Source organism: Pseudomonas fluorescens (assembly GCF_902497745.1).
Lineage (GTDB): Bacteria > Pseudomonadota > Gammaproteobacteria > Pseudomonadales > Pseudomonadaceae > Aquipseudomonas > Aquipseudomonas fluorescens_BM.
In genome coordinates this window covers 35,356-58,867 of record NZ_CABVHJ010000012.1, presented here as the reverse complement: position 1 = coordinate 58,867, position 23,512 = coordinate 35,356, and the positions used below count along the sequence as shown (strand labels likewise).

The 23,512-nt window shown below is 59.9% G+C and carries 23 protein-coding genes; 19 read left to right on the top strand and 4 right to left on the bottom strand.

Translation table 11 applies throughout. From position 1 onward, the window contains the following. Positions 1 to 3 precede the first annotated feature (3 nt). The 4 genes from F8N44_RS19080 (at position 4) to F8N44_RS19065 (ending at position 1,789) form a co-directional block, all read left to right on the top strand. On the top strand, positions 4 to 501 hold the full coding sequence (locus F8N44_RS19080; protein ID WP_150651382.1) for a DUF6231 family protein: 498 nt from the start codon (positions 4 to 6) through the stop codon (positions 499 to 501). A 4-nt stretch (positions 502 to 505) separates the two neighbouring features. Next, positions 506 to 982, top strand: coding sequence for a YchJ family protein (locus F8N44_RS19075; RefSeq protein ID WP_116028800.1), 477 nt, complete (start codon positions 506 to 508; stop codon positions 980 to 982). Positions 983 to 1,094: 112 nt separating this feature from the next. Then, the gene (locus tag F8N44_RS19070) at positions 1,095 to 1,589 is read left to right on the top strand and encodes an LEA type 2 family protein (protein ID WP_150651381.1); all 495 of its coding nucleotides are present in this window, start codon (positions 1,095 to 1,097) and stop codon (positions 1,587 to 1,589) included. Beyond that, the gene (locus F8N44_RS19065) at positions 1,586 to 1,789 is read left to right on the top strand and encodes an SEC-C metal-binding domain-containing protein (protein WP_034154967.1); all 204 of its coding nucleotides are present in this window, start codon (positions 1,586 to 1,588) and stop codon (positions 1,787 to 1,789) included. Before F8N44_RS19070 ends, F8N44_RS19065 begins: the two co-directional genes overlap by 4 nt. A 158-nt stretch (positions 1,790 to 1,947) precedes the next feature. On the opposite strand, the gene F8N44_RS19060 is transcribed toward F8N44_RS19065, so the two are convergent. Further along, a complete protein-coding gene (locus F8N44_RS19060; RefSeq protein WP_150651380.1) occupies positions 1,948 to 2,505 on the bottom strand; it encodes a cysteine hydrolase family protein in 558 nt (185 codons plus the stop codon). A 146-nt stretch (positions 2,506 to 2,651) separates the two neighbouring features. On the opposite strand from F8N44_RS19060, the gene F8N44_RS19055 reads away from it, so the two are divergent. The 11 genes from F8N44_RS19055 to pdeM all read left to right on the top strand — a co-directional run bounded on the left by F8N44_RS19055 (position 2,652) and on the right by pdeM (position 16,924). Beyond that, positions 2,652 to 3,296: a glutathione binding-like protein gene (locus F8N44_RS19055; RefSeq protein ID WP_123452225.1), complete on the top strand. Its 645-nt coding sequence runs from the start codon at positions 2,652 to 2,654 to the stop codon at positions 3,294 to 3,296. 201 nt (positions 3,297 to 3,497) lie between these two features. Then, the gene (locus tag F8N44_RS19050) at positions 3,498 to 5,948 is read left to right on the top strand and encodes a penicillin acylase family protein (RefSeq protein ID WP_150651379.1); all 2,451 of its coding nucleotides are present in this window, start codon (positions 3,498 to 3,500) and stop codon (positions 5,946 to 5,948) included. A 412-nt stretch (positions 5,949 to 6,360) separates the two neighbouring features. Continuing rightward, positions 6,361 to 7,395, top strand: coding sequence for a ligase-associated DNA damage response exonuclease (locus F8N44_RS19045; RefSeq protein ID WP_150651378.1), 1,035 nt, complete (start codon positions 6,361 to 6,363; stop codon positions 7,393 to 7,395). Next, the gene (locus tag F8N44_RS19040; protein ID WP_150651377.1) at positions 7,392 to 9,080 is read left to right on the top strand and encodes an ATP-dependent DNA ligase; all 1,689 of its coding nucleotides are present in this window, start codon (positions 7,392 to 7,394) and stop codon (positions 9,078 to 9,080) included. The genes F8N44_RS19045 and F8N44_RS19040 overlap by 4 nt, the downstream gene beginning before the upstream one ends. A gap of 323 nt (positions 9,081 to 9,403) precedes the next feature. After that, positions 9,404 to 10,186: a transporter substrate-binding domain-containing protein gene (locus tag F8N44_RS19035; protein WP_150651376.1), complete on the top strand. Its 783-nt coding sequence runs from the start codon at positions 9,404 to 9,406 to the stop codon at positions 10,184 to 10,186. A 56-nt stretch (positions 10,187 to 10,242) separates the two neighbouring features. Next, the gene (locus F8N44_RS19030) at positions 10,243 to 10,971 is read left to right on the top strand and encodes an ABC transporter permease (protein WP_122600778.1); all 729 of its coding nucleotides are present in this window, start codon (positions 10,243 to 10,245) and stop codon (positions 10,969 to 10,971) included. Next, the gene (locus F8N44_RS19025) at positions 10,968 to 11,678 is read left to right on the top strand and encodes an ABC transporter permease (protein WP_034154960.1); all 711 of its coding nucleotides are present in this window, start codon (positions 10,968 to 10,970) and stop codon (positions 11,676 to 11,678) included. Before F8N44_RS19030 ends, F8N44_RS19025 begins: the two co-directional genes overlap by 4 nt. 13 nt (positions 11,679 to 11,691) lie before the next feature. Further along, entirely contained in the window at positions 11,692 to 12,810 is a 1,119-nt protein-coding gene (locus tag F8N44_RS19020) for a succinylglutamate desuccinylase/aspartoacylase family protein (protein ID WP_150651375.1), read from the top strand. A 13-nt stretch (positions 12,811 to 12,823) separates the two neighbouring features. Continuing rightward, positions 12,824 to 13,588, top strand: a complete 765-nt coding sequence (locus F8N44_RS19015) for an ABC transporter ATP-binding protein (RefSeq protein WP_034154958.1) — start codon at positions 12,824 to 12,826, stop codon at positions 13,586 to 13,588. Between the two features lie 193 nt (positions 13,589 to 13,781). Beyond that, positions 13,782 to 16,271: a ligase-associated DNA damage response DEXH box helicase gene (locus tag F8N44_RS19010; protein ID WP_150651374.1), complete on the top strand. Its 2,490-nt coding sequence runs from the start codon at positions 13,782 to 13,784 to the stop codon at positions 16,269 to 16,271. Next, the gene (gene pdeM, locus F8N44_RS19005) at positions 16,268 to 16,924 is read left to right on the top strand and encodes a ligase-associated DNA damage response endonuclease PdeM (RefSeq protein ID WP_150651373.1); all 657 of its coding nucleotides are present in this window, start codon (positions 16,268 to 16,270) and stop codon (positions 16,922 to 16,924) included. The genes F8N44_RS19010 and pdeM overlap by 4 nt, the downstream gene beginning before the upstream one ends. A 46-nt stretch (positions 16,925 to 16,970) precedes the next feature. On the opposite strand, the gene F8N44_RS19000 is transcribed toward pdeM, so the two are convergent. Next, positions 16,971 to 17,180 carry a hypothetical protein gene (locus F8N44_RS19000; protein ID WP_007918615.1) on the bottom strand — a complete coding sequence of 70 codons (210 nt, stop codon included), beginning with the start codon at positions 17,178 to 17,180 and terminating at the stop codon, positions 16,971 to 16,973. A gap of 107 nt (positions 17,181 to 17,287) precedes the next feature. Further along, positions 17,288 to 17,854 (bottom strand): dCTP deaminase, encoded by a 567-nt coding sequence (gene dcd / locus F8N44_RS18995; RefSeq protein WP_007918616.1) that lies wholly within the window; start codon positions 17,852 to 17,854, stop codon positions 17,288 to 17,290. Positions 17,855 to 18,208: 354 nt separating this feature from the next. Between dcd and F8N44_RS18990 the strand changes: the two genes are divergently transcribed. After that, positions 18,209 to 18,418 carry a cold-shock protein gene (locus tag F8N44_RS18990; RefSeq protein WP_002554837.1) on the top strand — a complete coding sequence of 70 codons (210 nt, stop codon included), beginning with the start codon at positions 18,209 to 18,211 and terminating at the stop codon, positions 18,416 to 18,418. Between the two features lie 118 nt (positions 18,419 to 18,536). Here F8N44_RS18990 and F8N44_RS18985 read toward each other — a convergent pair whose 3' ends face one another. Continuing rightward, complete coding sequence (locus F8N44_RS18985) at positions 18,537 to 19,544, bottom strand: DUF481 domain-containing protein (protein ID WP_007918617.1); 1,008 nt, start codon at positions 19,542 to 19,544, stop codon at positions 18,537 to 18,539. 136 nt (positions 19,545 to 19,680) lie between these two features. Between F8N44_RS18985 and F8N44_RS18980 the strand changes: the two genes are divergently transcribed. The 3 genes from F8N44_RS18980 to F8N44_RS18970 all read left to right on the top strand — a co-directional run bounded on the left by F8N44_RS18980 (position 19,681) and on the right by F8N44_RS18970 (position 23,509). Next, positions 19,681 to 20,061, top strand: coding sequence for an MGMT family protein (locus F8N44_RS18980; RefSeq protein ID WP_401045952.1), 381 nt, complete (start codon positions 19,681 to 19,683; stop codon positions 20,059 to 20,061). A 43-nt stretch (positions 20,062 to 20,104) separates the two neighbouring features. Next, positions 20,105 to 21,664: an AmpG family muropeptide MFS transporter gene (locus F8N44_RS18975; RefSeq protein WP_150651372.1), complete on the top strand. Its 1,560-nt coding sequence runs from the start codon at positions 20,105 to 20,107 to the stop codon at positions 21,662 to 21,664. 129 nt (positions 21,665 to 21,793) lie between these two features. Beyond that, a complete protein-coding gene (locus F8N44_RS18970) occupies positions 21,794 to 23,509 on the top strand; it encodes a proline--tRNA ligase (RefSeq protein WP_150651371.1) in 1,716 nt (571 codons plus the stop codon). Positions 23,510 to 23,512 lie beyond the last annotated feature (3 nt).

Here is a 23,512-nt window from a genome sequence, read left to right as displayed (position 1 = left end):
TCGATGAACGTCGCCATTTCTTCCCGCACGCCGCAGCAGGCGTTGGCCGCTTTGCTGGATCGCTACGCCCCGGCGCGTCTGCTGCTGATCGGCGCCAGCGAATTTCCAGCCCTGAGCGCCTTTAAAGAGGCGCACCCGGACACCGTCGTCGCCCATACAGCGCCGGGCGCATTGCCCGCCGAACTGGCCGCGCAACGTTTCGATCTGGCGCTGGTGGTCGATTGCCTGGAACACTTACCCAAACGCGATGGCCTGAATCTGTTGGGCGGAATTCGTAATCTCAACGCCAGTCGCATCGCCGTGCTGGCGGACCTGTCGGCCAGCGGCTGGCAGGAAACCGACTTCTATTCGCTGGCGCTGCAAGCCAGCGAGCGCTTTCAACGCGACGATCAAGTACTGACCCTGTTCACCTACGATCTGCTTGACTACAAACAAGTCCCCGACTGGCTCAACTCGAGGTTCTGGGCCAATCCGGAAAACTTCGGGAAATACTGGTGGTAATGCAATGAGTACAGCCATTTGCCCCTGCGGCAGCGGCAATCTGCTGGATGCCTGCTGCGGTCATTATCACGAAGGCCATCCGGCGCCGTGCGCTGAGGCCCTGATGCGTTCGCGCTACAGCGCCTATGTGCTGGGTTTGATCGATTACCTTGTGGCGACCACCCTGCCTGCTCAGCAAGCAGGGCTGGATCGCCAGTCGATCAGCAACTGGAGCGCGCAGAGCACATGGCTCGGCCTCGATGTCGAAAGTTCGGAAGTCTTCGGTGGCCAGCCGGAACACGCCTTCGTCACTTTCACTGCACGCTGGCACGACAGCCAGGGCGAACACAGCCACCGCGAACGCTCGTCGTTTGTGCAGAATGCCGGGCGTTGGTACTTCATTGATCCGACGGTGCAGTTGAAGCTGGGGCGCAATGACAGCTGCCCGTGCGCCAGTGGGCAAAAGTTCAAGAAGTGCTGTGCGGGGTATTTTGGCGCTTAAGATCAAAATATCGCAGCCTTCGGCAGCTCCTACATGGAATGCGTTTCTCTGTAGGAGCTGCCGAAGGCTGCGATCTTTTAGCGTCTAGACTGGCACCAAAGGGAGTTAAATCATGCTCGGTTGCCAGCGCACATTACATTTTTTGTTTTTGATGCTGATCCTCAATCTCGGCGGCTGTGCGTCGTGGTTCAGCGATGACAGCGTCGACCCCGCCGTGCACCTGGTAAAAGTCGAGGTGGTGCGCGCCAAGCTGCTCGAACAGAAATTCATCCTGCACTTTCGCGTTGATAACCCCAATGACAGCGACCTGACGGTGCGCGGCCTCGAATACCGTATTCATCTGGCCGATATGCTGCTGGCCGAGGGTGAGCATGAACACTGGTTCACGGTCGGGCCGAAACGCAGTGCGTATTTCAAGGTGCCGATCCGCACCAACTTGTGGCCTCGGGTAAAAGACGTGGTGAAAATGCTGAAAAATCCCAACCAGCAGATTCCCTATCGTTTGCAGGGCGAAATGGAAACCGGTTTATTCATCGCCCACTACGTGCACCTTGAGCGCAATGGCGTGATAATCCCCGCCGATTTAATTCCGGAGCAACACCGATGACCCAGCAACCTCATGTCCATGGCCCTGACTGCAACCACGATCACGACCATCACCACGAGCATGACCACGGCCATGTTCACGGCCCGAACTGCGGCCACGCTCACCAGGAACCGGTGCGCAACGCCCTGAAAGACGTCGGCCGCAACGACCCGTGCCCATGCGGCAACGGCAAGAAATTCAAGAAGTGCCACGGGGCGTGATGTCCGGGGCGAAGACCCTCTTCGCCTGACCTGCCGCCTTCGCGAGCAAGCTCGCTCCCACAGTGGATCTACGCCGAATACATTTTTTGTGGACATCCGCAGACCTTGTGGGAGCGAGCTTGCTCGCGAAGGCGCCGGCACATACGGCGAAGTTTTTTTCAGCCAGCTCCTAGAATCAGGGCAGAGCTGACCACCGTCGCATACTCCCCATCCAGATTCCCCAGCGACATCCCGTGCACCTCTTCAGCCGTGCGCAACGTGCCGAAATAATCGGCCTTGTCGAAGGTGAAACAGGCATCCTCCGCCACCCAAGCTGCAAACCCCAGATTGCCCGCCGTACGCGCCGTTGACTCCACCGAGTTGTTGGTCGCCACGCCGACAATGATCAGTTGCCCGATCCCCGCCTCACGCAACCGCGGTTCTAATCCGGTGGAACAAAACGCATCCGGCACCTGTTTCTGAATCAGCCATTCGCCGTCCTGCGGCAAGAACCGCCGCTGAAACTCCACCCCTTCCTGCTCGGGCCAGAACACTGAATCAGGCTCACGCGACAGGTGCTGCACATGAATCACCGGTCGCCCGCTACGCCGCCAAAGCCCCAGCAGTTCAAGGATTCGCTCTTCCGCCTGCGGATTATTCCTCCGTCCCAAACGCGGCTGCAGGATGCCCTTTTGCTGGTCGATGATGATCAGTGCAGCGTTGGCGTGAAGCTCCATGGCGATTTTTCTCACGCGGGGTCATTGAATTCTGCGCAGTTCAGCATCACCTCTTCCTGTTAAGCAAGCTATCGAATGCACACGGGACGACCTGACGCCGGCGTTTGCTGTCCGCACGCAAGTCCATTTCTGCTTTGGAGTTCTCCATGATCGACCTGTATTACTGGACCACCCCCAACGGCCACAAGATTTCCCTGTTCCTCGAAGAAGCCGGCCTGCCGTACAACGTGCACCCAATCAACATCAGTCAGGGTGAGCAGTTCCAGCCACACTTTCTGAAGATCGCCCCGAACAACCGCATTCCGGCCATCGTTGACCATGAACCGGCCGATGGCGGTGAGCCGCTGTCGCTGTTCGAGTCCGGGGCAATCCTGTTGTATCTGGCGGAGAAAACCGGAAAGTTTCTGCCCAAAGACCTGCGTGGTCGGCAAACGGCATTGCAATGGCTGTTCTGGCAAATGGGTGGTCTGGGACCGATGGCCGGGCAGAATCATCACTTCAGCCAGTTCGCTCCGGAGAAAATTCCTTACGCGATCAAGCGCTACATCGACGAGACCGCACGTTTGTATGGCGTGTTGAACAAGCAACTGGCTGATAACGAATTCGTCGCCGGCAGCGAGTACAGCATTGCCGACATGGCGATTTATCCGTGGATCGTTTCGCACAAATGGCAGAGCCAGAACCTGGAAGACTTCCCGCATGTACTGCGCTGGTTCAACCACATCAAGGATCGCCCTGCGACCGTGAAGGCCTACGCGTTGGTGCAGAAAATCAATCCACCCAAATCCTGATTTAACGGCAAAAGATCGCAGCCTGCGGCAGCTCCTGCATGGGAATGCATGCCTATGCAGGAGTTGCCGCAGGCTGCGATCTTTTCCATTCGACAGAAATACACAAATAACCCCTGCCCCCGCTTGCGCGGCCACCTCCTGCTCACTAACGTAGCGGCTTTATTGCGCCCCCAGCCTCTACACCCCCGCAGGAGCTTTGCCATGGCCTCGCCAGCCCTTACTCATTTTCTTCCCCGGTTCGGCGTTGCCGCAGCAGTGGCCGGTGTTTTGGGCCTGTCCGGTTGCCAGACCTGGAACGCTCAGGACACCCTCCCGCCGACCTCCGGCGTGCAACCGCTCAAGGGCCTGGCGCAGAACGTGTCGGTACGCCGCAATGCCATGGGCATGCCGTTGATCGAGAGCAACACCTTCCACGACGCGCTGTTCAGCCTCGGCTACGTCCATGCCAGCGACCGCATCAACCAGATGGTCACCCTGCGCCTGCTCGCTCAGGGCCGTCTGGCGGAAATGTCCGGCGCCTCGATGCTCGATGCCGACCGCTACATGCGTGCGGTCAATCTGAAGAAAAGCGCCGGCGAGCTGTACAAGGCTTCGTCGCCACGCCTCAAGCGCTTCTTCGAAGTCTATGCGCGGGGCGTCAACGCTTACCTGTTCCGCTACGCCGACAAACTGCCGGGCGACCTCGCCTCCAGCGGTTACAAGCCGGAATACTGGAAGCCGGAAGATTCGGCGCTGATTTTCGCCCTGCTGAATTTCAGCCAGTCGGCCAACCTGCCGGAAGAGATTTCCTCGCTGGTGCTCGCGCAAACCGTCACCAGCGACAAACTCGCCTGGCTGACGCCGTCCGCGCCCGACGAAAACCTGCCGCTGGCTGAAGCCGACAAGCTGCAAGGCCTCAAGCTCAACGGGCAAATCCCGGGGCTGACCGAACTGAGCAGCGCCAACCAGCAACTGTCGGCACTGAACCTGCTGGGCACCACGTCTTCGAACAACTGGGCAATCGCCCCGCAACGCAGCCGCAGCGGCAAGAGCCTGCTGGCCAGCGACGCCCATGGGCCGTTGGCCGCGCCGTCGCTGTGGAGCTTCGTGCAGATCCGCGCACCGAAATATCAAGCCGCCGGCGTTACCGTGGCCGGTTTGCCGCTGGTCCTCGGTGGTTTCAACGGCAAAGTGGCGTGGAGCATGACCAGCGTGCTCGGCGACAACCAGGATCTGTTCCTGGAAAAAATCCGCCGCCAGGGCAGCAGCCTGACCTACGAGGTCAACGGCAAATGGCAACCGCTGGGCGTGCGTAACGAAACCTACTTCGTCAAAGGTCAGCGGCCGATTCGCGAAGCGGTGTACGAAACCCGTCACGGCGCGTTGCTCAACAGTGCTCAGGCAGCGGCGCAAGGCAGCGGTTTCGGCCTGGCCTTGCAAACGCAGAGCTTCACCGACGACAAGTCGCTGGATGCGTTTTTTGATCTGACCCGCGCGCAAACTGTAGAACGAGCTTCGGATGCCAGCCGGGAAATCCGCGCCATTGCCCTGAATCTGGTGTTCGCCGATGCAAGCAACATTGGCTGGCAAGTCACCGGACGCTTCCCGAATCGCCGCGAAGGCGAAGGCCTGCTGCCATCCCCGGGCTGGGAAGGTCGCTACGACTGGGACGGTTACGCTGACCCGATGCTGCACCCCTACGATCAGGATCCGGCACAAGGCTGGCTCGGCACCGCCAACCAGCGCGTGATCCCACACGGTTACGGCATGCAGTTGTCGAACTCCTGGGCGGCGCCGGAGCGTGGCGAGCGTCTGGCCGAACTGGCCGGCAGCGGCAAGCACGACAGCCGCAGCGTGATCGCCATGCAGTACGACCAGACCACTACGTTTGCCGCCAAGCTGAAGAAAGTCTTCGAAGCGCCGGGCATGAAGCAGCCGCTGAAACAGGCAATTGATGCCCTGCCGGAAGCGGATCGCAGCAAGGCACGCGAAGCGTTTACCCGGTTGATGGCGTTCGACGGAAAACTCAGCCCGACCTCGGCAGACGCGGCAATCTATGAGTTGTTCCTGCAGGAAAGCATGAAGCAGATCTTCCTCGACGAACTCGGCCCGGAATCGAGCCCTGCGTGGAAGGCGTTTATCGCCAACGGCGATTTGTCCTACGCGGCGCAGGCTGACCATCTGTTGGGACGCGAGGACAGTCCGTTCTGGGATGACCTGCGCACGCCGCAGAAAGAGGACAAAGCGGTGATTCTCGCCCGCAGCTTCGCCGCAGCGATCAGCGCTGGCGACAGTCAGTTGGGCGGCGACCATCGCGCCTGGCAGTGGGGAAAACTGCACAGTTATGCCTGGAAGAACAGCAATGGTCAGACCGTACGCGGGCCGCTGGCGGCGGGGGGCGATCACACGACGCTGAACACTTCGGCGTTCGCCTGGGGTCAGGATTTCACCACCACGCGTGCGCCGTCGATGCGTTTCATTGTCGACTTCGGCCAGACTGAACCGTTGATGGGGCAGAACGGTACGGGGCAATCGGGGAATCCGGTCAGCCCGAATTACCTCAATGGCATCGATGCGTGGTTGAAGGGACAGTACATCGGTTTGCCGATGCAGCCGCAGAACTTTGACCGGGTGTATGGCAAAACCCGCCTGACCCTTTCTCCCGGCAAATAAGCTGAACATCAAAAGCCCCTCACCCTAACCCTCTCCCAAAGGGAGAGGGGACTGATTGGGGGTTGCTGGAGATATACGCCGACCTGAACGGGCACTGCCGAATCCATAATCAACTCGGTTCGTGCCTTGCCGAATCCGTAATCGACTCGGTCTTTCAGGTCGATGTAGCTGGCCAGACACCTCAGTCGACCCCCTCTCCCTCCGGGAGAGGGCTGGGGTGAGGGGCTTTTGCTCTGGTCCAGAATCTGTGTTCGACTCGGTATTTCACGTCGGCGTAGCTCTCCCAGACACCTCGGTCGACCCCCTCTCCCTCCGGGAGAGGGCTGGGGTGAGGGTTGCCCTTCAAAGTCGATAGAACTTCCGGACACACGCCAACCTCATAGCTAACAAGCCCCCCATTTCTGGTAACGACATGGATCTTGTTATCGCCCGCCCCGAAGGCCTTTATTGCCCTGCGGGAGATTTCTACATTGACCCGTGGCGCCCCGTCGAGCGCTCGGTGATTACCCATGCCCACGGCGATCACGCGCGCACCGGCAACCAGAATTACCTCGCCAGCAGCGCCAGCGAAGGGATTCTGCGCGCGCGACTGGGGCAGGACATCAACCTGCAAACCCTCGCCTACGGCCAGCGCCTGACGCATCACGGTGTCACCTTGAGTTTTCATCCGGCCGGGCACGTTCTCGGCTCGGCGCAGGTGCGTCTGGAATACGGTGGCGAAGTCTGGGTGGCGTCCGGCGATTACAAAATCGAACCCGACGGCACCTGCGCCCCATTCGAACCGGTGCGCTGCCACACCTTTATCACCGAATCGACCTTCGGCCTGCCGATCTACCGCTGGCAGCCACAGGCGCAGGTGTTCAGCGAGATCAATCTGTGGTGGGCAGCGAACATTGCCGCCGGCAAAGCCAGCGTGTTGTTCTGTTACTCATTCGGCAAGGCCCAGCGGATTCTCCACGGTATCGACGCAAGCCTCGGCCCGATCCTCAGTCACGGCGCCGTCGAGCCGCTGAATCGGGTCTACCGCGAGGCTGGCGTGTACCTGCCGCCGACGATCTACGCCGGCGACGTGAAGAAAAGCGACCCGATCATGCGCCAGGCTCTGGTCATCGCCCCGCCCTCGGCGGGAGGCAGCAGCTGGATGCGTCGTTTTGGCGAGTTCAGCGACGCGTTTGCCAGCGGCTGGATGCGTTTGCGCGGCACCCGCCGGCGGCGCGGTGTCGATCGCGGTTTCGTGCTCTCCGATCACGCCGACTGGCCCGGTCTGTTGTGGGCCATCGAACAGACCGGCGCGGAACGGGTGATGGTCACCCACGGCTCGATTGGCGTGCTGGTGCGGCATCTGCGTGAAAAAGGCCTGGATGCCCAAGGTTTCAACACCGAATACGGCGATGACGAAGAAGAAAACATCGCTGCCGAACCGACCATCGCCGAGATGCCAGCATGAAAGCATTCGCCGAGTTGTACGCTGAACTCGACGCGACCACGTCAAGCAACGCCAAACTGGCGGCGATGCAAACCTACTTCGCCCAGGCCGAACCCCATGACGCTGCGTGGGCCGTGTACTTCCTGTCCGGTGGCCGGCCCCGGCAGCTGGTGCCAGTGAGAGTCCTGCGCGAACTGGCTGTCGAGATTTCCGGCCTGGAACCGTGGTTGTTCGAAGAAAGTTATCAAGCCGTCGGTGACCTCGCGGAGACCATTTCGCTGGTGCTCGCGGAAAACCCGCACAGTTCCGACGCCGGCCTCGCCGAGTGGATCGAAGACAAACTCCTGCCGCTGCGCGGTGAAACACCGGAATACCTGAACCGACAACTGCCCGCCCTGTGGGCGCAACTGGACCGATCAAGCCTGATGCTGTGCATCAAATTGATCACCGGCAGTTTCCGGGTTGGCGTGTCGAAATTGCTGGTCACCCGAGCCTTGGCTGCAATGGCCGGGCTGGACAGCAAGCGCGTGGCGCAACGTCTGGTCGGTTATACCGATCTGTCCAACCGGCCGAGCGCCGCCAGTTACCTGAAGCTGATTGCCCCTGAATCCAGCGATGAACATGCCCAGCGTGGCGGTCAGCCGTATCCGTTCTTCCTCGCCCATGCCTTGTCGCAACCGGTGGAAGAATTCGAAGCGCTGATCGGCCCGGCCAGCGACTGGCAGATTGAATGGAAATGGGATGGCATCCGCGCGCAAGTGGTCAAGCGTGAAGGCCGGTTGTGGGTCTGGTCGCGGGGCGAGGAACTGGTCACCGAGCGCTTTCCCGAACTTGATGTGCTCGTGCACGGACTGCCCGATGGCACGGTGATCGACGGCGAGATCGTCGTGTGGAAAAGCACGCATCCGCGCACTGAAGACGCCTTCGATCCGCAATCGACCGAACCTCCCGCAGTGCAACCCTTCGCCCTGCTGCAACAACGTATAGGCCGCAAGACTCTCGACAAGAAAATCCTCGAAGACGTACCTGTGGTGGTGCTCGCCTACGACTTGCTCGAATGGCAGGGCGAAGACTGGCGCAACCAGCCGCAAGCCAAGCGCCGCGCGCAACTGGAAGAGGTCATCGCCCGCTGCAACAGCCCGGTGCTGCTGCCCTCACCAGTGCTGAGCGGCACTGATTGGTTCGACCTCGCCCGCCAGCGCGAGTCCTCACGGCGCTTGGGTGTTGAAGGCATGATGCTCAAGGCGCGAGATTCCCTGTACGGCGTCGGACGCACCAAGGACATGGGCGTGTGGTGGAAGTGGAAAGTTGATCCGTTCAGTGTCGATGCCGTGTTGATTTACGCGCAGCGCGGCCATGGTCGGCGGGCCAGTCTGTACAGTGATTACACCTTTGCCGTGTGGGACGGTCCGCCCGAGTCCAGCCAACGCGCGCTGGTGCCGTTTGCCAAAGCCTATTCGGGGCTGACCGATGCGGAAATGCGCCAGGTCGACAGCATCGTACGCAAGACCACCGTGGAGAAATTCGGCCCGGTGAGCAGCGTGAAACCGAGCCTGGTGTTTGAGCTGGGTTTCGAGGGCATCGCCCTTTCGCGGCGACACAAGAGCGGGATCGCCGTGCGGTTTCCACGGATGCTGCGCTGGCGCCAGGATAAAACCGTGGACGAGGCGGATAGCCTAGCCACATTGCAGGATCTTCTCGCCTGAGTTCAACATGACGCGAAGATCGTTCCTACGCTCCGCGTGGGAATGTCTCAACGGACGCTCCGCGTTCGGCTCTGGATGGGACGCGGAGCGTCCCGGGCTGCATTTCCACGCAGAGCGTGGGAACGGTCAGCCCTGAATCAGTGCAAGCTATTTTCAGTGCCCGTTTGCGGGCACTGACTCGCTCATCCAATCGCTGCGCCAACCTTTTAAAACACTTGTTCGGGACTCTGGTTCGGAAATTGCTACTTTCTATAGGTCGTACGCGTTCCAGTAACAATAATTCTGCGCCACAAGCGCTCATATTGGTTCTTAGGGATTGAATAATGAAAAAAGCATTGCTGACCCTTTCTGCACTGGCGTTGTGCATGGCCGCTGGCTCCGCGCTGGCCAAGGAATACAAAGAGCTGCGCTTTGGCGTTGACCCTTCGTACGCACCGTTTGAGTCGAAAGCGGCCGACGGCAGCCTGGTGGGCTTCGACATCGACCTGGGCAACGCGATCTGCGCCGAACTGAAGGTCAAGTGCAAGTGGGTCGAAAGTGACTTTGACGGCATGATTCCGGGCCTCAAGGCCAACAAATTCGACGGTGTGATCTCGTCGATGACCGTGACCCCGGCCCGCGAAAAAGTCATCGACTTCTCCAGCGAACTGTTCTCCGGCCCGACCGCTTACGTGTCGAAAAAAGGCTCCGGCATCACCGCCGACGTCGCGTCCCTGAAGGGCAAAACCGTTGGTTACGAGCAGGGCACCATTCAGGAAGCCTACGCCAAAGCCGTGCTGGACAAGGCCGGCGTGAAAACCCAGGCCTATCAGAACCAGGATCAGGTGTACTCCGACCTGACCTCCGGCCGTCTCGACGCCGGTATCCAGGACATGCTGCAAGCGGAACTGGGCTTTTTGAAGTCGCCACAGGGCGCCGACTATGACGTCAGCAAGCCAGTCGACAGCGAATTGCTGCCAGCCAAAACCGCTGTCGGTATTAAGAAAGGTAACACTGAGCTGAAAGCGCTTTTAGATAAAGGTATCAAAGCGTTACACGACGACGGCAAATACGCCGAGATTCAAAAGAAACACTTTGGCGATCTGAATCTGTACAGCGGCAAATAATGCCCCGGCGCCCATCCTCGATGGGCGCCTTTTCCATCCGCTCAGGTTGCTGATTTATGTTCGAAAACCTCTTACAAAATCTGGGGCTCGCCGCCTTCAGCCTCAAGGGCTTTGGCCCGTTGCTGTTGCAAGGCACCTGGATGACCATCAAATTATCGGCGTTGTCGCTGCTGGTGGCCGTGTTGCTCGGCCTGCTCGGCGCCAGTGCCAAGCTGTCAAAAGTCAAACTGGTGCGCCTGCCCGCCCAGCTCTACACCACGTTGATTCGCGGGGTGCCGGATCTGGTGCTGATGCTGCTGATTTTCTACAGCCTGCAAACCTGGCTGACGACCCTGACCGACTACATGGAATGGGAATACATCGAGATTGACCCGTTCAGCGCCGGGGTGCTGACCCTGGGCTTCATCTATGGCGCGTATTTCACCGAAACCTTCCGTGGCGCGATCCTCGCCGTGCCGCGCGGTCAGGTTGAAGCCGCCACCGCGTATGGCCTCAAACGCGGCCAGCGCTTCCGCTTTGTGGTGTTCCCGCAAATGATGCGTTTCGCCTTGCCGGGCATCGGCAACAACTGGATGGTGATGCTCAAGGCCACGGCGCTGGTGTCGATCATTGGTCTGGCCGATCTGGTCAAAGCCGCGCAAGACGCCGGTAAAAGCACCTATCAACTGTTCTACTTCCTGGTGCTCGCCGCGTTGATCTACCTGTTGATCACCAGTGCCTCGAACTTCATCCTGCGCTGGCTCGAACGCCGCTACGCCGCCGGTGCCCGGGAGGCCGTACGATGATCGAACTTCTGCAGGAATACTGGCGCGCCTTCCTTTATACCGACGGCCAGAACATCACCGGGCTGGCAATGACGATGTGGCTGCTCAGCGCCTCGATCTTCATCGGTTTCCTGGTGTCGATTCCGTTGTCGATTGCGCGAGTTTCGCCGCACTTCTACATTCGCTGGCCGGTGCAGTTTTACACCTACCTGTTCCGTGGCACGCCGCTGTATATCCAGTTGCTGATTTGCTACACCGGGATCTACAGCCTCGCCGCCGTGCGTGCGCAGCCATTGCTCGACAGTTTCTTTCGCGATGCGATGAACTGCACGATCCTCGCCTTCGCCCTGAACACCTGCGCCTACACCACGGAGATTTTCGCCGGGGCGATTCGCAGCATGAACCACGGCGAAGTCGAAGCCGCCAAGGCTTACGGGCTAACCGGCTGGAAGCTGTATGCCTACGTGATCATGCCCTCGGCCCTGCGCCGTTCGTTGCCGTATTACAGCAACGAAGTGATCCTGATGCTGCACTCGACCACCGTGGCCTTCACCGCGACCATCCCTGACATTCTGAAAGTCGCCCGGGACGCCAACTCGGCGACCTTCCTGACCTTTCAGTCGTTCGGCATCGCCGCGCTGATCTACCTGACCATCACCTTTGCGCTGGTCGGCCTGTTCCGCCTTGCCGAACGCCGATGGCTGGCCTTCCTCGGCCCGACTCACTAGGACAACTCTGCAAATGCGCCACCTGATCCATGACTTGCTGGCCCCGCTGCCGGGGACCGCACGACAGATCCACAGCTTCCACTTCGGCCCGGAGCAGGCCAAGGGCAAGGTCTACATCCAGTCTTCGCTGCATGCCGACGAACTGCCGGGCATGCTCGTCGCCTGGCACCTCAAGCAACGTCTGGCCGAGCTGGAAGCCGCCGGCCGCCTGCGCAGCGAAATCGTGCTGGTGCCGGTAGCCAACCCGGTTGGCCTCGAGCAAGTGTTGATGGACGTGCCACTGGGCCGCTACGAACTGGAGAGCGGGCAGAACTTCAATCGCTGGTTCGTCGACCTGAGTGAAGAGATCGGCAACGCCATCGAGGGCAAGCTGAATGACGATCCGCAGCACAACCTCGAACTGATCCGCACGCATCTGCGCAACGCCCTCGCCCGCCAGACTGCCAGCACGCAACTGCAATCCCAGCGTCTGACTCTGCAACGGCTGGCCTGCGACGCGGATATGGTGCTGGACTTGCACTGCGATTTCGAATCTGTGGTGCATCTTTACACCACGCCCGAAGCGTGGCCGCAGGTCGAACCGCTGGCGCGCTACATCGAAGCGCAGGCGAGCCTGCTGGCCACCGACTCCGGCGGACAGTCGTTCGACGAATGCTTCACCCTGCTGTGGTGGCAATTGAAGGAACGCTTCGGCGAACACTTCGAAATTCCGCTGGGTAGTTTCTCGGTGACCGTCGAGTTGCGCGGCCAGGGTGACGTTACCCATCCGCTGGCCAGTCGCGACTGCCAGGCGCTGATCGATTACCTGATCCAGTCTGATGCGATCGTCGGCGAGACCAAACCGCAACCGCCGCTGCCGTTCCCCGCCACGCCACTGGCTGGCGTGGAACCGGTGACCACCCCGGTCGGCGGCCTGCTGGTGTACACCGCCACCGCGGGGCAGGTTCTGGAAGCCGGGCAACAGATCGCCGAAATCATCGACCCGATCCACGACCGGGTCACACCCATTCATTGCACCAGTGCCGGCGTGATGTACGCCCGTTCGCTGCGACGCATGGCCACTGCCGGCATGGTCATCGCCCATGTTGCGGGCGCTGAGGCCTATCGCAGCGGCTACCTACTTTCGCCTTGAGGATGTCTGTCCCATGTACAAACTGACCGTTGAAGGCCTGCATAAAAGCTATGGCGACCATCAGGTGCTCAAAGGCGTTTCGCTCAAGGCCAAGACCGGCGACGTGATCAGCCTGATCGGCGCCAGCGGCTCGGGCAAAAGCACCTTCTTGCGCTGCATCAATTTTCTCGAACAACCCAATGATGGCGCCATGAGCCTCGATGGCCAGGCGATCCGCATGGTCACCGACCGTCACGGCATGCACGTCGCCGACGCCGATGAACTGCAACGTTTGCGCACACGTCTGGCGATGGTGTTCCAGCATTTCAACCTGTGGAGCCACATGACCGTGCTGGAAAACATCACCATGGCCCCGCGCCGGGTGCTGGGTTGCAGCAAACAGGAGGCCGACGATCGCGCGCGGCGTTATCTGGACAAGGTTGGTTTGCCAGCACGGGTGGCCGATCAATATCCGGCGTTTCTTTCTGGCGGCCAGCAGCAACGCGTGGCGATTGCCCGGGCGTTGGCGATGGAACCGGAGGTGATGCTGTTTGATGAGCCGACTTCGGCGCTCGACCCGGAATTGGTCGGCGAAGTGTTGAAGGTGATTCAAGGGTTGGCGGAAGAAGGCAGGACGATGATCATGGTGACCCATGAGATGAGTTTCGCCCGGAAAGTCTCCAGCCAGGTACTGTTCCTGCACCAAGGCTTGGTGGAAGAAGAAGGCGCGCCCGAGGATGTACTCGGCAACCCGAAAAGCGAACGCCTCAAGCAATTTCTCAGCGGTAACCTCAAATAGCGCCGTACAACGCCCCCCTGTGGGAGCGAGCCTGCTCGCGAAAGCGGTGTGTCAGTTAAGAAATTGTTGGCTGACACACCGCATTCGCGAGCAGGCTCGCTCCCACATTCGTTTTCCATCGTCTACAAAAATCAAACTTGTCCGCCCGCTGCGTGGTCACTGGAAGAACCCCTCCAGAGCGCGCGCAGCCCGCATGGCGAAATCCCCCGACCTGGCAAAAATCTGGTTCAGCGCCCGCGACTGGAAGCCGTTCGCCTTTCAGAAACAGGTGTGGGCGGCGGTCAAAAACGGCGAATCCGGTCTGCTCCACGCCAGCACCGGTGCCGGTAAAACCTATGCGGTGTGGTTCGCCGCACTCAGTCGTTTCGCTCGCTCGCAGCCTCCCATCGAAACCTCACGCAAACGCAAACCGCCGGCCGAACCGCTGACAGTGCTGTGGATCACCCCCATGCGCGCGCTCGCCGCCGATACTGCGCGCGCCCTGCAAACCCCGGTCGATGATCTGCAGATCCCGTGGAGCATCGGCCTGCGCACCGGTGACACCAGCAGCAGCGAACGCGCCCGCCAAAGCCGACGCCTGCCGACCACGCTGATCACCACGCCGGAAAGCCTGACGCTGCTGCTGGCCCGCGCCGACGCACAAGTCGCGCTGTCGAGTTTGCGCATGATCGTCGTCGATGAGTGGCACGAACTGCTGGGCAACAAGCGCGGCGTGCAGTTGCAATTGGCATTGGCCCGCCTGCGCCATTGGCAACCTGATCTGATTGTCTGGGGCGTATCCGCGACCCTCGGTAACCAATCCCACGCCGAGCAGGTGCTAATCCCGCAGGGCGGCGGAATCAGTATTCAAGGACTAAGCGAAAAATCGCTGAAGGTTGACACCCTCCTCCCGCCGGCCATCGAGCGTTTTCCGTGGGCCGGGCACATCGGTCTGAAAATGTTGCCACAGGTCGTTGCTGAACTGGATGCCTGCGCCAGCACGCTGGTGTTCACCAACACCCGGGCGCAATCGGAAATCTGGTATCAGGCACTGCTGGAGGCACGACCCGATTGGGCCGGGTTGATCGCGTTGCATCACAGCTCCTTGTCACGCGACACTCGCGACTGGGTTGAGAAAGCCTTGAAGGACGGCCAACTGAAAGCCGTGGTCTGCACATCGAGTCTGGATCTGGGCGTGGATTTCCTGCCAGTCGAGCGCGTGCTGCAAATCGGCTCGGCCAAAGGTGTCGCGCGTTTGATGCAACGCGCCGGCCGCTCCGGTCATGCACCGGGACGCACGTCGCGAGTGACACTGGTGCCGACGCACAGCCTTGAATTGATCGAAGCGGCCGCCGCCCGTGATGCCGTCGAACAACGGCGTATCGAACCTCGCCTGTCACCGCTCAAACCGCTGGATGTATTGGTGCAGCATTTGGTCAGCATGGCCCTTGGCGGTGGCTTTATTCCTGAGGACTTGTACGAAGAGGTCCGCGGTGCCTGGGCATATCGTGACCTGACACCCGCCGATTGGGCGTGGGCCCTGGCTTTCGTACGCCATGGCGGGATGTCTCTGACAGCCTATCCGGACTATCGCCGGGTCGAACCGGACGAGCACGGCGTCTGGCGCGTACCGGATGCGCGATTGGCGCGGCGCCATCGCATGAGCATCGGCACCATCGTCAGCGATGCGAGCATCCATTTGAAATTCTGGAGCAAGGGTGGCGGTGGCAAGCAGTTGGGTAGCGTCGAGGAAGGCTTTATCGCGCGGCTCAAACCCGGTGATGGTTTTCTCTTCGCCGGGCGTTTGCTGGAGTTGGTGCGAGTGGAAAACATGACCGCTTACGTCAAACGCAGCACTGCGAAGAAAGCCGCCGTACCGCGCTGGAATGGCGGACGGATGCCCCTTTCCAACGAATTGGCTGAGGCCGTGGTCAGGCGCTTCAGTGCCGCCGCGCAGGGCGAGTTTGTCGGCCCGGAAATGCAGGCATTGCGACCGTTGCTGGAAACCCAGATGCGCTGGTCGGGTTTGCCCACCACAGAAAACCTGTTGGCCGAAGTATTGAAGTCCCGCGAAGGCTGGCACCTTTTCCTGTATCCGTTTGCCGGCCGCCAAGTGCATCTGGGGCTGGCGAGCCTGCTGGCATGGCGCGTCAGTCAACGCCAGCCCGTGACGTTTTCCATCGCGGTAAACGATTACGGCCTGGAATTGCTCAGCGCTACGCCGATCGACTGGGTCGGGCATTTGAATGCCGATCTCTTCAATGCCGATGATTTGTTAGCGGACGTTCTGGCCAGCCTGAATGCCGGCGAACTGGCGCTGCGGCGCTTTCGCGAGATCGCGCGGATTGCCGGGCTGGTCTTCGCCGGTTACCCCGGTGCACCGAAAAGTACCCGGCAGGTCCAGGCATCCAGCGGTTTGTTTTTCGAAGTATTCAAGCAATACGATGCCGACAACCTGTTGCTGGCCCAGGCCGGGGAAGAAGTCTTACGCGAAGAACTGGATATTCGTCGCCTGGAACTGACATTGGAGCGGATTAACGGGATGAAACTGGACGTGCATCAGGTTAAACGTCCTACACCGCTAGGATTTCCGCTGCTGGTGGAACGCATGCGCGAAAGCATGAGTTCGGAAAAGCTCGCTGACCGGATCAGACGGATGGTGGGTGATCTGGAGAATAGCGCCGACAAGGATAAATCCCCATGAACTCAGGCTACCCGGTGCGTCTGGCCGGCGAAGAACTTTGGCTTTTGCCGGAAAAAGCGCTGTACTGGCCGGCGCAACAGACATTGCTGATTGCCGATGTGCATTTCGGCAAAGCCGCCGCTTACCGCAGCCTCGGCCAACCGGTCCCGCAAGGCACCACGGCGAGCAATATCTCGGTGATTGATCGATTACTGGCGAAACTGCCCTGCCGGCAACTGATCTTTCTTGGCGACTTCCTGCACGGACCCGGCTCGCATGCCGTGGGGACTTTGCGCGCACTGGCCGAATGGCGGGCGCGTCATGTCGATCTGCCGATGACGCTGATTCGCGGCAATCACGACCAACGCGCAGGTGATCCGCCTGAATCGTTGAATATCCGGGTGGTGCCGGAACCGCTGCTGCTCGGGCCATTTGCCTTGCAGCATGAACCTGACCCCCACCCTGAAAGGCATGTGCTGGCGGGTCACGTACACCCGGTCTACCGGCTGCACGGCAAGGGTCGGCAGAGTTTGCGCCTGGCGTGTTTCAGGCTCGGCGAACGCATCAGCCTGCTCCCGGCATTCGGCGCATTTACCGGCGGATACGCGGTTGACCGGGAAGACAGTTGCAGGATTTTCGTCGTCGGCGATAACGAAATATGGCCAGTCAGTTGAAGTCTTTGCAGACCTCATCTGACTGGCCATTCGTTTTCAATGCAGATCAGGCAACCGGTGCCGGTGGTGGCTCGTCCGGAAGCGTCGGTTCGCCCGGTTCGGTCGGTTGTTCGTTAGGGGTATCGGGATCGGGTTGACCGGGAATTCCGCCGGCCATGCTAAGTGGCGGATGCGCCAACAAGGACCAGGCCAATACGCCAATCTGATTGGGCTCGAGCCTTGCCAGTTCGGCAGTGATTTGCGGATCGATCTTCATAGGGCACTCCTCGGCGAAGGCCCGTTTTGCCGAAAGCAAAAACGGGCAGTACACCCCATAGAGTGTCTGCCCGCCAAAGAATTCCCGCGATCTGTCGGATGGACCGATCAGGTGCGCGGCAAGGTCACGCCACGCTGGCCCTGGTACTTGCCGCCGCGATCCTTGTAAGACACTTCACATTCCTCGTCGGATTCGAGGAAGAGCATCTGCGCCACGCCTTCGTTGGCGTAGATCTTCGCCGGCAGGTTGGTGGTGTTGGAGAATTCCAGCGTCACGTGGCCTTCCCACTCAGGCTCGAGCGGCGTGACGTTTACGATGATGCCGCAACGCGCGTAGGTGCTTTTGCCCAGGCAGATGGTCAATACATTGCGCGGAATGCGGAAGTATTCAACGGTGCTGGCCAGGGCGAAAGAGTTCGGCGGAATGATGCAGACGTCGCTGTGGACGTCGACGAAACTGCCCGGGTCGAAGTTTTTCGGATCGACGATGGACGAGTTAATGTTGGTGAACACCTTGAAGTGATTGGTGCAACGTACATCGTAGCCATAGCTCGATACACCGTAGGAGATCACACGGCTGTCGTCGCTGCCGCGCATCTGGCGCTCGACGAACGGTTCGATCATGCCGTGTTCCTGCGCCATGCGGCGAATCCACTTGTCCGATTTGATGCTCATGGCGGGGTGTCCTGAATAGCGAGGTGGAAAAATTCTGTCCGGCATCTTACCGGGCGCGCCGCCGGGTTCAAAGTGCGGGCTGCAATTCTCGCCGATCCCCCATGATTTACGCAGTCTGGCGACGAACCGTCACACCGCCGATCCCTAAATCAAAGAAACCTTCGCAAGAAGCATTGGCACGTCCCGGAAAAAGGGTTAAGGTGGCGCCACTGTGCTGCTTGTGTCACTGAGAATCTCTACACGATATGTTGAATTTCGATCCAACCATCTACAAGAATTTTTCCTGCTCTTTGCACTCAGTCTCGGCCAGGGTTCTTCCTGCGTCGCAGTTATCTTTGTTCAAGGAGTTACACCATGTCTAATCGCCAAACCGGTACCGTTAAGTGGTTCAACGATGAAAAAGGCTTCGGCTTCATCACCCCACAATCCGGTGACGACCTGTTCGTTCACTTCAAAGCTATCCAATCCGACGGCTTCAAAAGCCTGAAAGAAGGCCAACAGGTTTCTTTCATCGCTACCCGCGGTCAGAAAGGCATGCAAGCTGAAGAAGTACAAGTTATCTAACTTGTAGCTTCTTTAGAAAAGAGCCCCGCCCTTAAAAGCGGGGCTTTTTTGTGGGCGCCTGTTTTGTACAGGCAAAAAAAATCGCAGCCCGACCAGGCTGCGATTTTTTTTGGGCGACTTACCAGGCCACGCCAAAACCTGCGGTGTAACGGGTCTTGTTCAGGTCCGCATCGTTGGTGCCGCTAATGATGTCACGCTCAGCCTTGAGGTTGAGCGAGGCCCAATCGGTAACTTTGTAGCGCAGCCCCAATTCAGCATCCAGCGCGTAATCAGCGACACCGGACAGCGGCTTGCCCACTTCACCGTTGGTGAAGAATTCGACCTTCTTGCCGATCAGGTAACGGTTGTAATCCCATTTCATGGCGACAGAGTAGAAGTTGTCCTTGCTGCCATCGCGATACTCGTAGTCGGTGCGGTTAAGCAGCGAGCCCAGCGAGAATGCGCCCAACTCGTCATCCCAGAACTGGTAGCCAGGACCGGTACCGACCACGCGCTGACGCGCCAGCTCTTCGATGTGATCGCGCTTGTAATTCAGACGACCCTGCCAGAACCATTTATCAGTCAGGAAGCGGTCGAGTGCGTATTCAGCACGCCAGTTGTTGGTAGTGGTCTCGTCGTCCTGCACTTCGCGGTTGTATTCGCCTTCGGCGGTATGACGCCAGCGCCCATGACGGGCCGTGGTCTTGAAGCCGACATCGTAGTCATCGGTGTCTTTCTCTGCGCGCTGATAGTCCAGCGCCAGGTCGACATTACCCTTCCACACCAGATCCTCGACCACCGGTTTCGGCTTGAGGATCTGCTGAATGCTCGCCAGCTCGACGGTTTTCGGCGCTTCGCCGTTGGCCAGAGTGACCTTGCCATCCTCGGCGGCAGTAAGCGACTTGGACACTTCACCGGTGTAGGCATCCTGTTTGACCAGCAAATGCTGATCGCTGTCCAGGGTTTTGACCTCTTTCCAGTCAATGGTGACCGCACCGGCATATTTGGTCTGGATCAACAGCTTGCCGCCATCGAACACGGTGATGGTGCCGCTCAACTTGTCACCGTTCTTCAACCAGACGGTGTCGGCAAGCAGGGGCGTGGACGCGCTGAAAACAGCAAGGCACAGCAAGGATCTGGAAAACATAAGCGAATCTAGGGCTCAAGTTTGCGAAAAGGTCGGCATTATCCGTAGGAATAAGACCCTGACAAGGACTGACCGGACGATTTCCATTGAGTTCATTTCTCAACTACGCCGCGACGGATTACCCTTGAAGCATCAAATCCGCCAATGTTCAGGAACCGCGCCCGTGACAGAGCAGCCCCACGACCGTGACAGTGAAGCGCAAATCCGACGCACGGCGCTCTATTCCACGCTCGCTCAAGTGCCCGAGGGCAAAGTCGTCAGCTATGGTCAGTTAGCTGAACTGGCCGGGTTGGGGCGCGCCGCCCGCTGGGTCGGCCGCACTTTGAGCCAGTTGCCCGGCGATACCAAGCTGCCCTGGCACCGCGTGCTGGGCGCCGGCGGTCGGATCAGCCTGCCGGTGGGCAGCCCTTCGGGCGATGAACAACGGGCTCGATTGCGCATGGAAGGCATCACCGTCCTGAACAATCGTGTGGATATTCAGCGCCATGGCTGGCGTCCGGTAGAGCACAGCGGTTAGAGTGCGCGCTTTGTTTTCGCAATCTTGAGGCAGACTCCAGCCCATGCCCCGTAAAACCTGGCGCGCCGCGCTAGCCGCTTATGCCAGTCCTTCGACGCTCGTGCTGTTGTTGCTCGGTTTCGCCGCCGGCCTGCCGTACATGCTGGTGTTTTCAACGCTTTCCGTCTGGCTGCGTGAAGCCGGCGTCGCCCGTGAAACCATCGGCTATGCCAGCCTGATCGGCCTGGCCTATGCGTTCAAATGGGTCTGGTCACCCCTGCTCGACCAATGGCGCCTGCCGTTGCTGGGCAAGCTTGGCCGTCGCCGCTCCTGGCTGGTGCTCTCACAGGTACTGGTCATCCTCGGCCTGATCGGCATGGGTTTCTGTGATCCACAGAAACATTTGTCCTGGCTGATCGCGATCGCCGTTGTCGTCGCCTTTGCCTCCGCCACTCAAGATATTGCGGTGGATGCCTATCGCCTGGAAATCGCCGAGGACAACCGCCAGGCCGCTCTTGCCGCCAGTTATATGTCCGGCTATCGCGTGGCAGCACTGCTGGCGACTGCCGGTGCGCTGTTCTTCGCAGAGGGCTTCGGCTCCACTGGCTTCAACTATCAACATTCCGCCTGGGCCGGCACCTACGCACTGTTCGGTGCATTGATGGTGCCCGCGCTGCTGACCACGCTATTCATGCGCGAACCGCCAGTGCCGCTACGCACACAGTTGCAGGCCGGGCGTTACACCTTCATGCATCAGTTGATGTCGGTATTTGTGCTGATCGTTTTGCTGGTCTCGGTGCCGGCGATGTTCACTCAGCTGTACAACACCGATTTCGCCGGCGTGCTGTTCGGCGACATGAGCCCGCTCGACCTGCTGCTCGAAGACCGCGCCTTCCTGCGCGCCATTCTCTATACGCTGCTCACCGGCCTGTGCCTGTCGACCATGGGCCGTCGCGGCCTGGCGCCGGTGCTGACGCCGGTCAACGATTTCATTCTGCGTTATCGCTGGCAGGCACTGCTGTTGCTCGGTCTGATTGCCACCTATCGCATGTCGGACACGGTGATGGGCGTCATGGCCAACGTGTTCTATATCGACCAGGGTTTCACCAAGGATCAGATCGCCAGTGTCAGCAAGATCTTCGGCCTGATCATGACGCTGGTTGGCGCCGGCATGGGCGGCCTGCTGATCGTGCGTTTCGGCATCCTGCCGATTCTGTTCATCGGCGGCGCGGCCTCGGCAGCTACCAACCTGCTGTTCGTCATGCTCGCCGACATGGGCCCGAACCTGCAGATGCTGGTGGTGACCATTTCCCTCGACAACTTCAGCTCGGGCCTGGCGACGTCGGCGTTCGTAGCCTATCTGTCGAGCCTGACCAACCTGAAGTTCTCCGCCACCCAATACGCCCTGCTCAGTTCGATCATGCTGCTGCTGCCACGCCTGATGGGCGGTTATTCCGGGGTCTTGGTCGAAAAGTTTGGTTATCACAGCTTCTTCCTGATCACCGCCCTCCTCGGTGTGCCGACGCTGGTGCTGATCGCCCTGCACTGGTTCCAGGAGAGCCGCCGCGAAGGCCCGACGCCAACGCCCGAGCCTGTCCCGACGCCGGTCACAGAAGAATCGTAAGACGTTTCGGCAACGGCGGGAGGAATCCCGCCGTCGTGCCTCCCCACTGACCTCACGCCTGTACGTCGGCAAAACTCGCCGGTACACTGCGGAGTCATTTCCAGTCATAGCAACCGACAACGGCCAACCATGCGCACCAGTCAATTTTTGCTCGCCACACAGAAAGAAACGCCTTCCGACGCGGTCGTGATCAGCCATCAGCTGATGCTGCGCGCCGGCATGATCCGCAAACTCGCCTCGGGCCTGTACACCTGGCTGCCCATGGGCCTGCGAGTCATGCGCAAGGTTGAAGCCATCGTTCGCGAAGAGATGAACGCCGCCGGCTCTCTGGAAGTGTTGATGCCGAGCACCCAACCGGCCGAGCTGTGGCAGGAATCGGGGCGCTGGGAAGAATACGGCCCTGAACTGCTGCGCATCAAAGACCGCCACGGTCGCGACTTCTGCGCGGGCCCGACTCACGAAGAAGTGATCACCGATCTGATGCGCAACGAGTTGAGCAGCTACAAACAGCTGCCAATCAACCTTTACCAGATCCAGACCAAATTCCGTGACGAAATCCGCCCACGCTTCGGTTTGATGCGTGGTCGCGAATTCATCATGAAGGACGCGTACTCGTTCCACGCTGATCAGGCGTCGTTGCAGATCACCTACGACCGCATGCATGAAGCGTACTGCAACATCTTCACGCGTCTGGGTCTGAAATTCCGCCCGGTTGAAGCCGACAACGGTTCGATCGGTGGTGCTGGTTCGCACGAGTTCCACGTACTGGCCGAGTCCGGCGAAGACGACATCGTCTTCAGCAACGGTTCCGACTACGCAGCGAACATCGAAAAAGCCGAAGCCGTGCCACGCGAAACGTCGCGCGCTGCTGCGACTGAAGAGCTGCGCCTGGTCGATACGCCAGATACCAAAACCATCGCGGCCCTGGTGGAAAAATTCAATCTGCCAATTGAAAAGACCATCAAGACCCTGATCGTGCGTGCCGAAGAAGAGGGCAAGCTGATCGCGCTGGTGATTCGTGGCGACCATGAACTCAACGAAATCAAGGCTGCTCAGCAACCTGGCGTGGCCAGCCCGCTGGTCATGGCCACTGATGCCGAACTGCGTGACGCCATCGGCGCCGGCGCCGGTTCGCTCGGTCCGCTGAACCTGCCGCTGCCAATCATCATCGACCGTTCGGTCGAGCTGATGAGCGATTTCGGAATCGGCGCGAACATCGACGACAAGCACTACTTCGGCGTGAACTGGGAGCGTGATCTGCCGGTTCCGACCGTGGCCGACCTGCGTAATGTTGTCGCCGGTGACCCAAGCCCGGACGGCAAAGGCACACTGGAAATCAAGCGCGGCATCGAAGTCGGGCACATCTTCCAGCTGGGCAACAAGTACAGCAAGGCGATGAAGTGCGAAGTGCTGGGCGAGAACGGCAAGCCGGTTACCCTGGAAATGGGCTGCTACGGCATCGGCGTATCCCGCGTGGTGGCTGCGGCCATCGAGCAGAACAACGACGAAAACGGCATCATCTGGAGCGACACTCTGGCGCCGTTCCAGATTGCTCTGGTGCCGCTGCGCTATGAAACCGAGCAGGTCCGCGAAGCCACCGACAAGCTGTACGCCGAACTGACGGCCGCCGGCTTCGAAGTGCTGCTGGACGATCGCGACAAGAAAACCAGCCCGGGCATCAAATTCGCGGACATGGAGCTGATCGGCATTCCTCACCGGATCGTGGTCAGCGACCGCGGCCTCGCCGAAGGCAACCTGGAATACAAGAGCCGTACCGAAGGCGAAGCGCAAGCATTGCCGGTGGCTGACGTATTGTCCTTCCTTCAGGCCCGTATCCGCCGCTGAAAC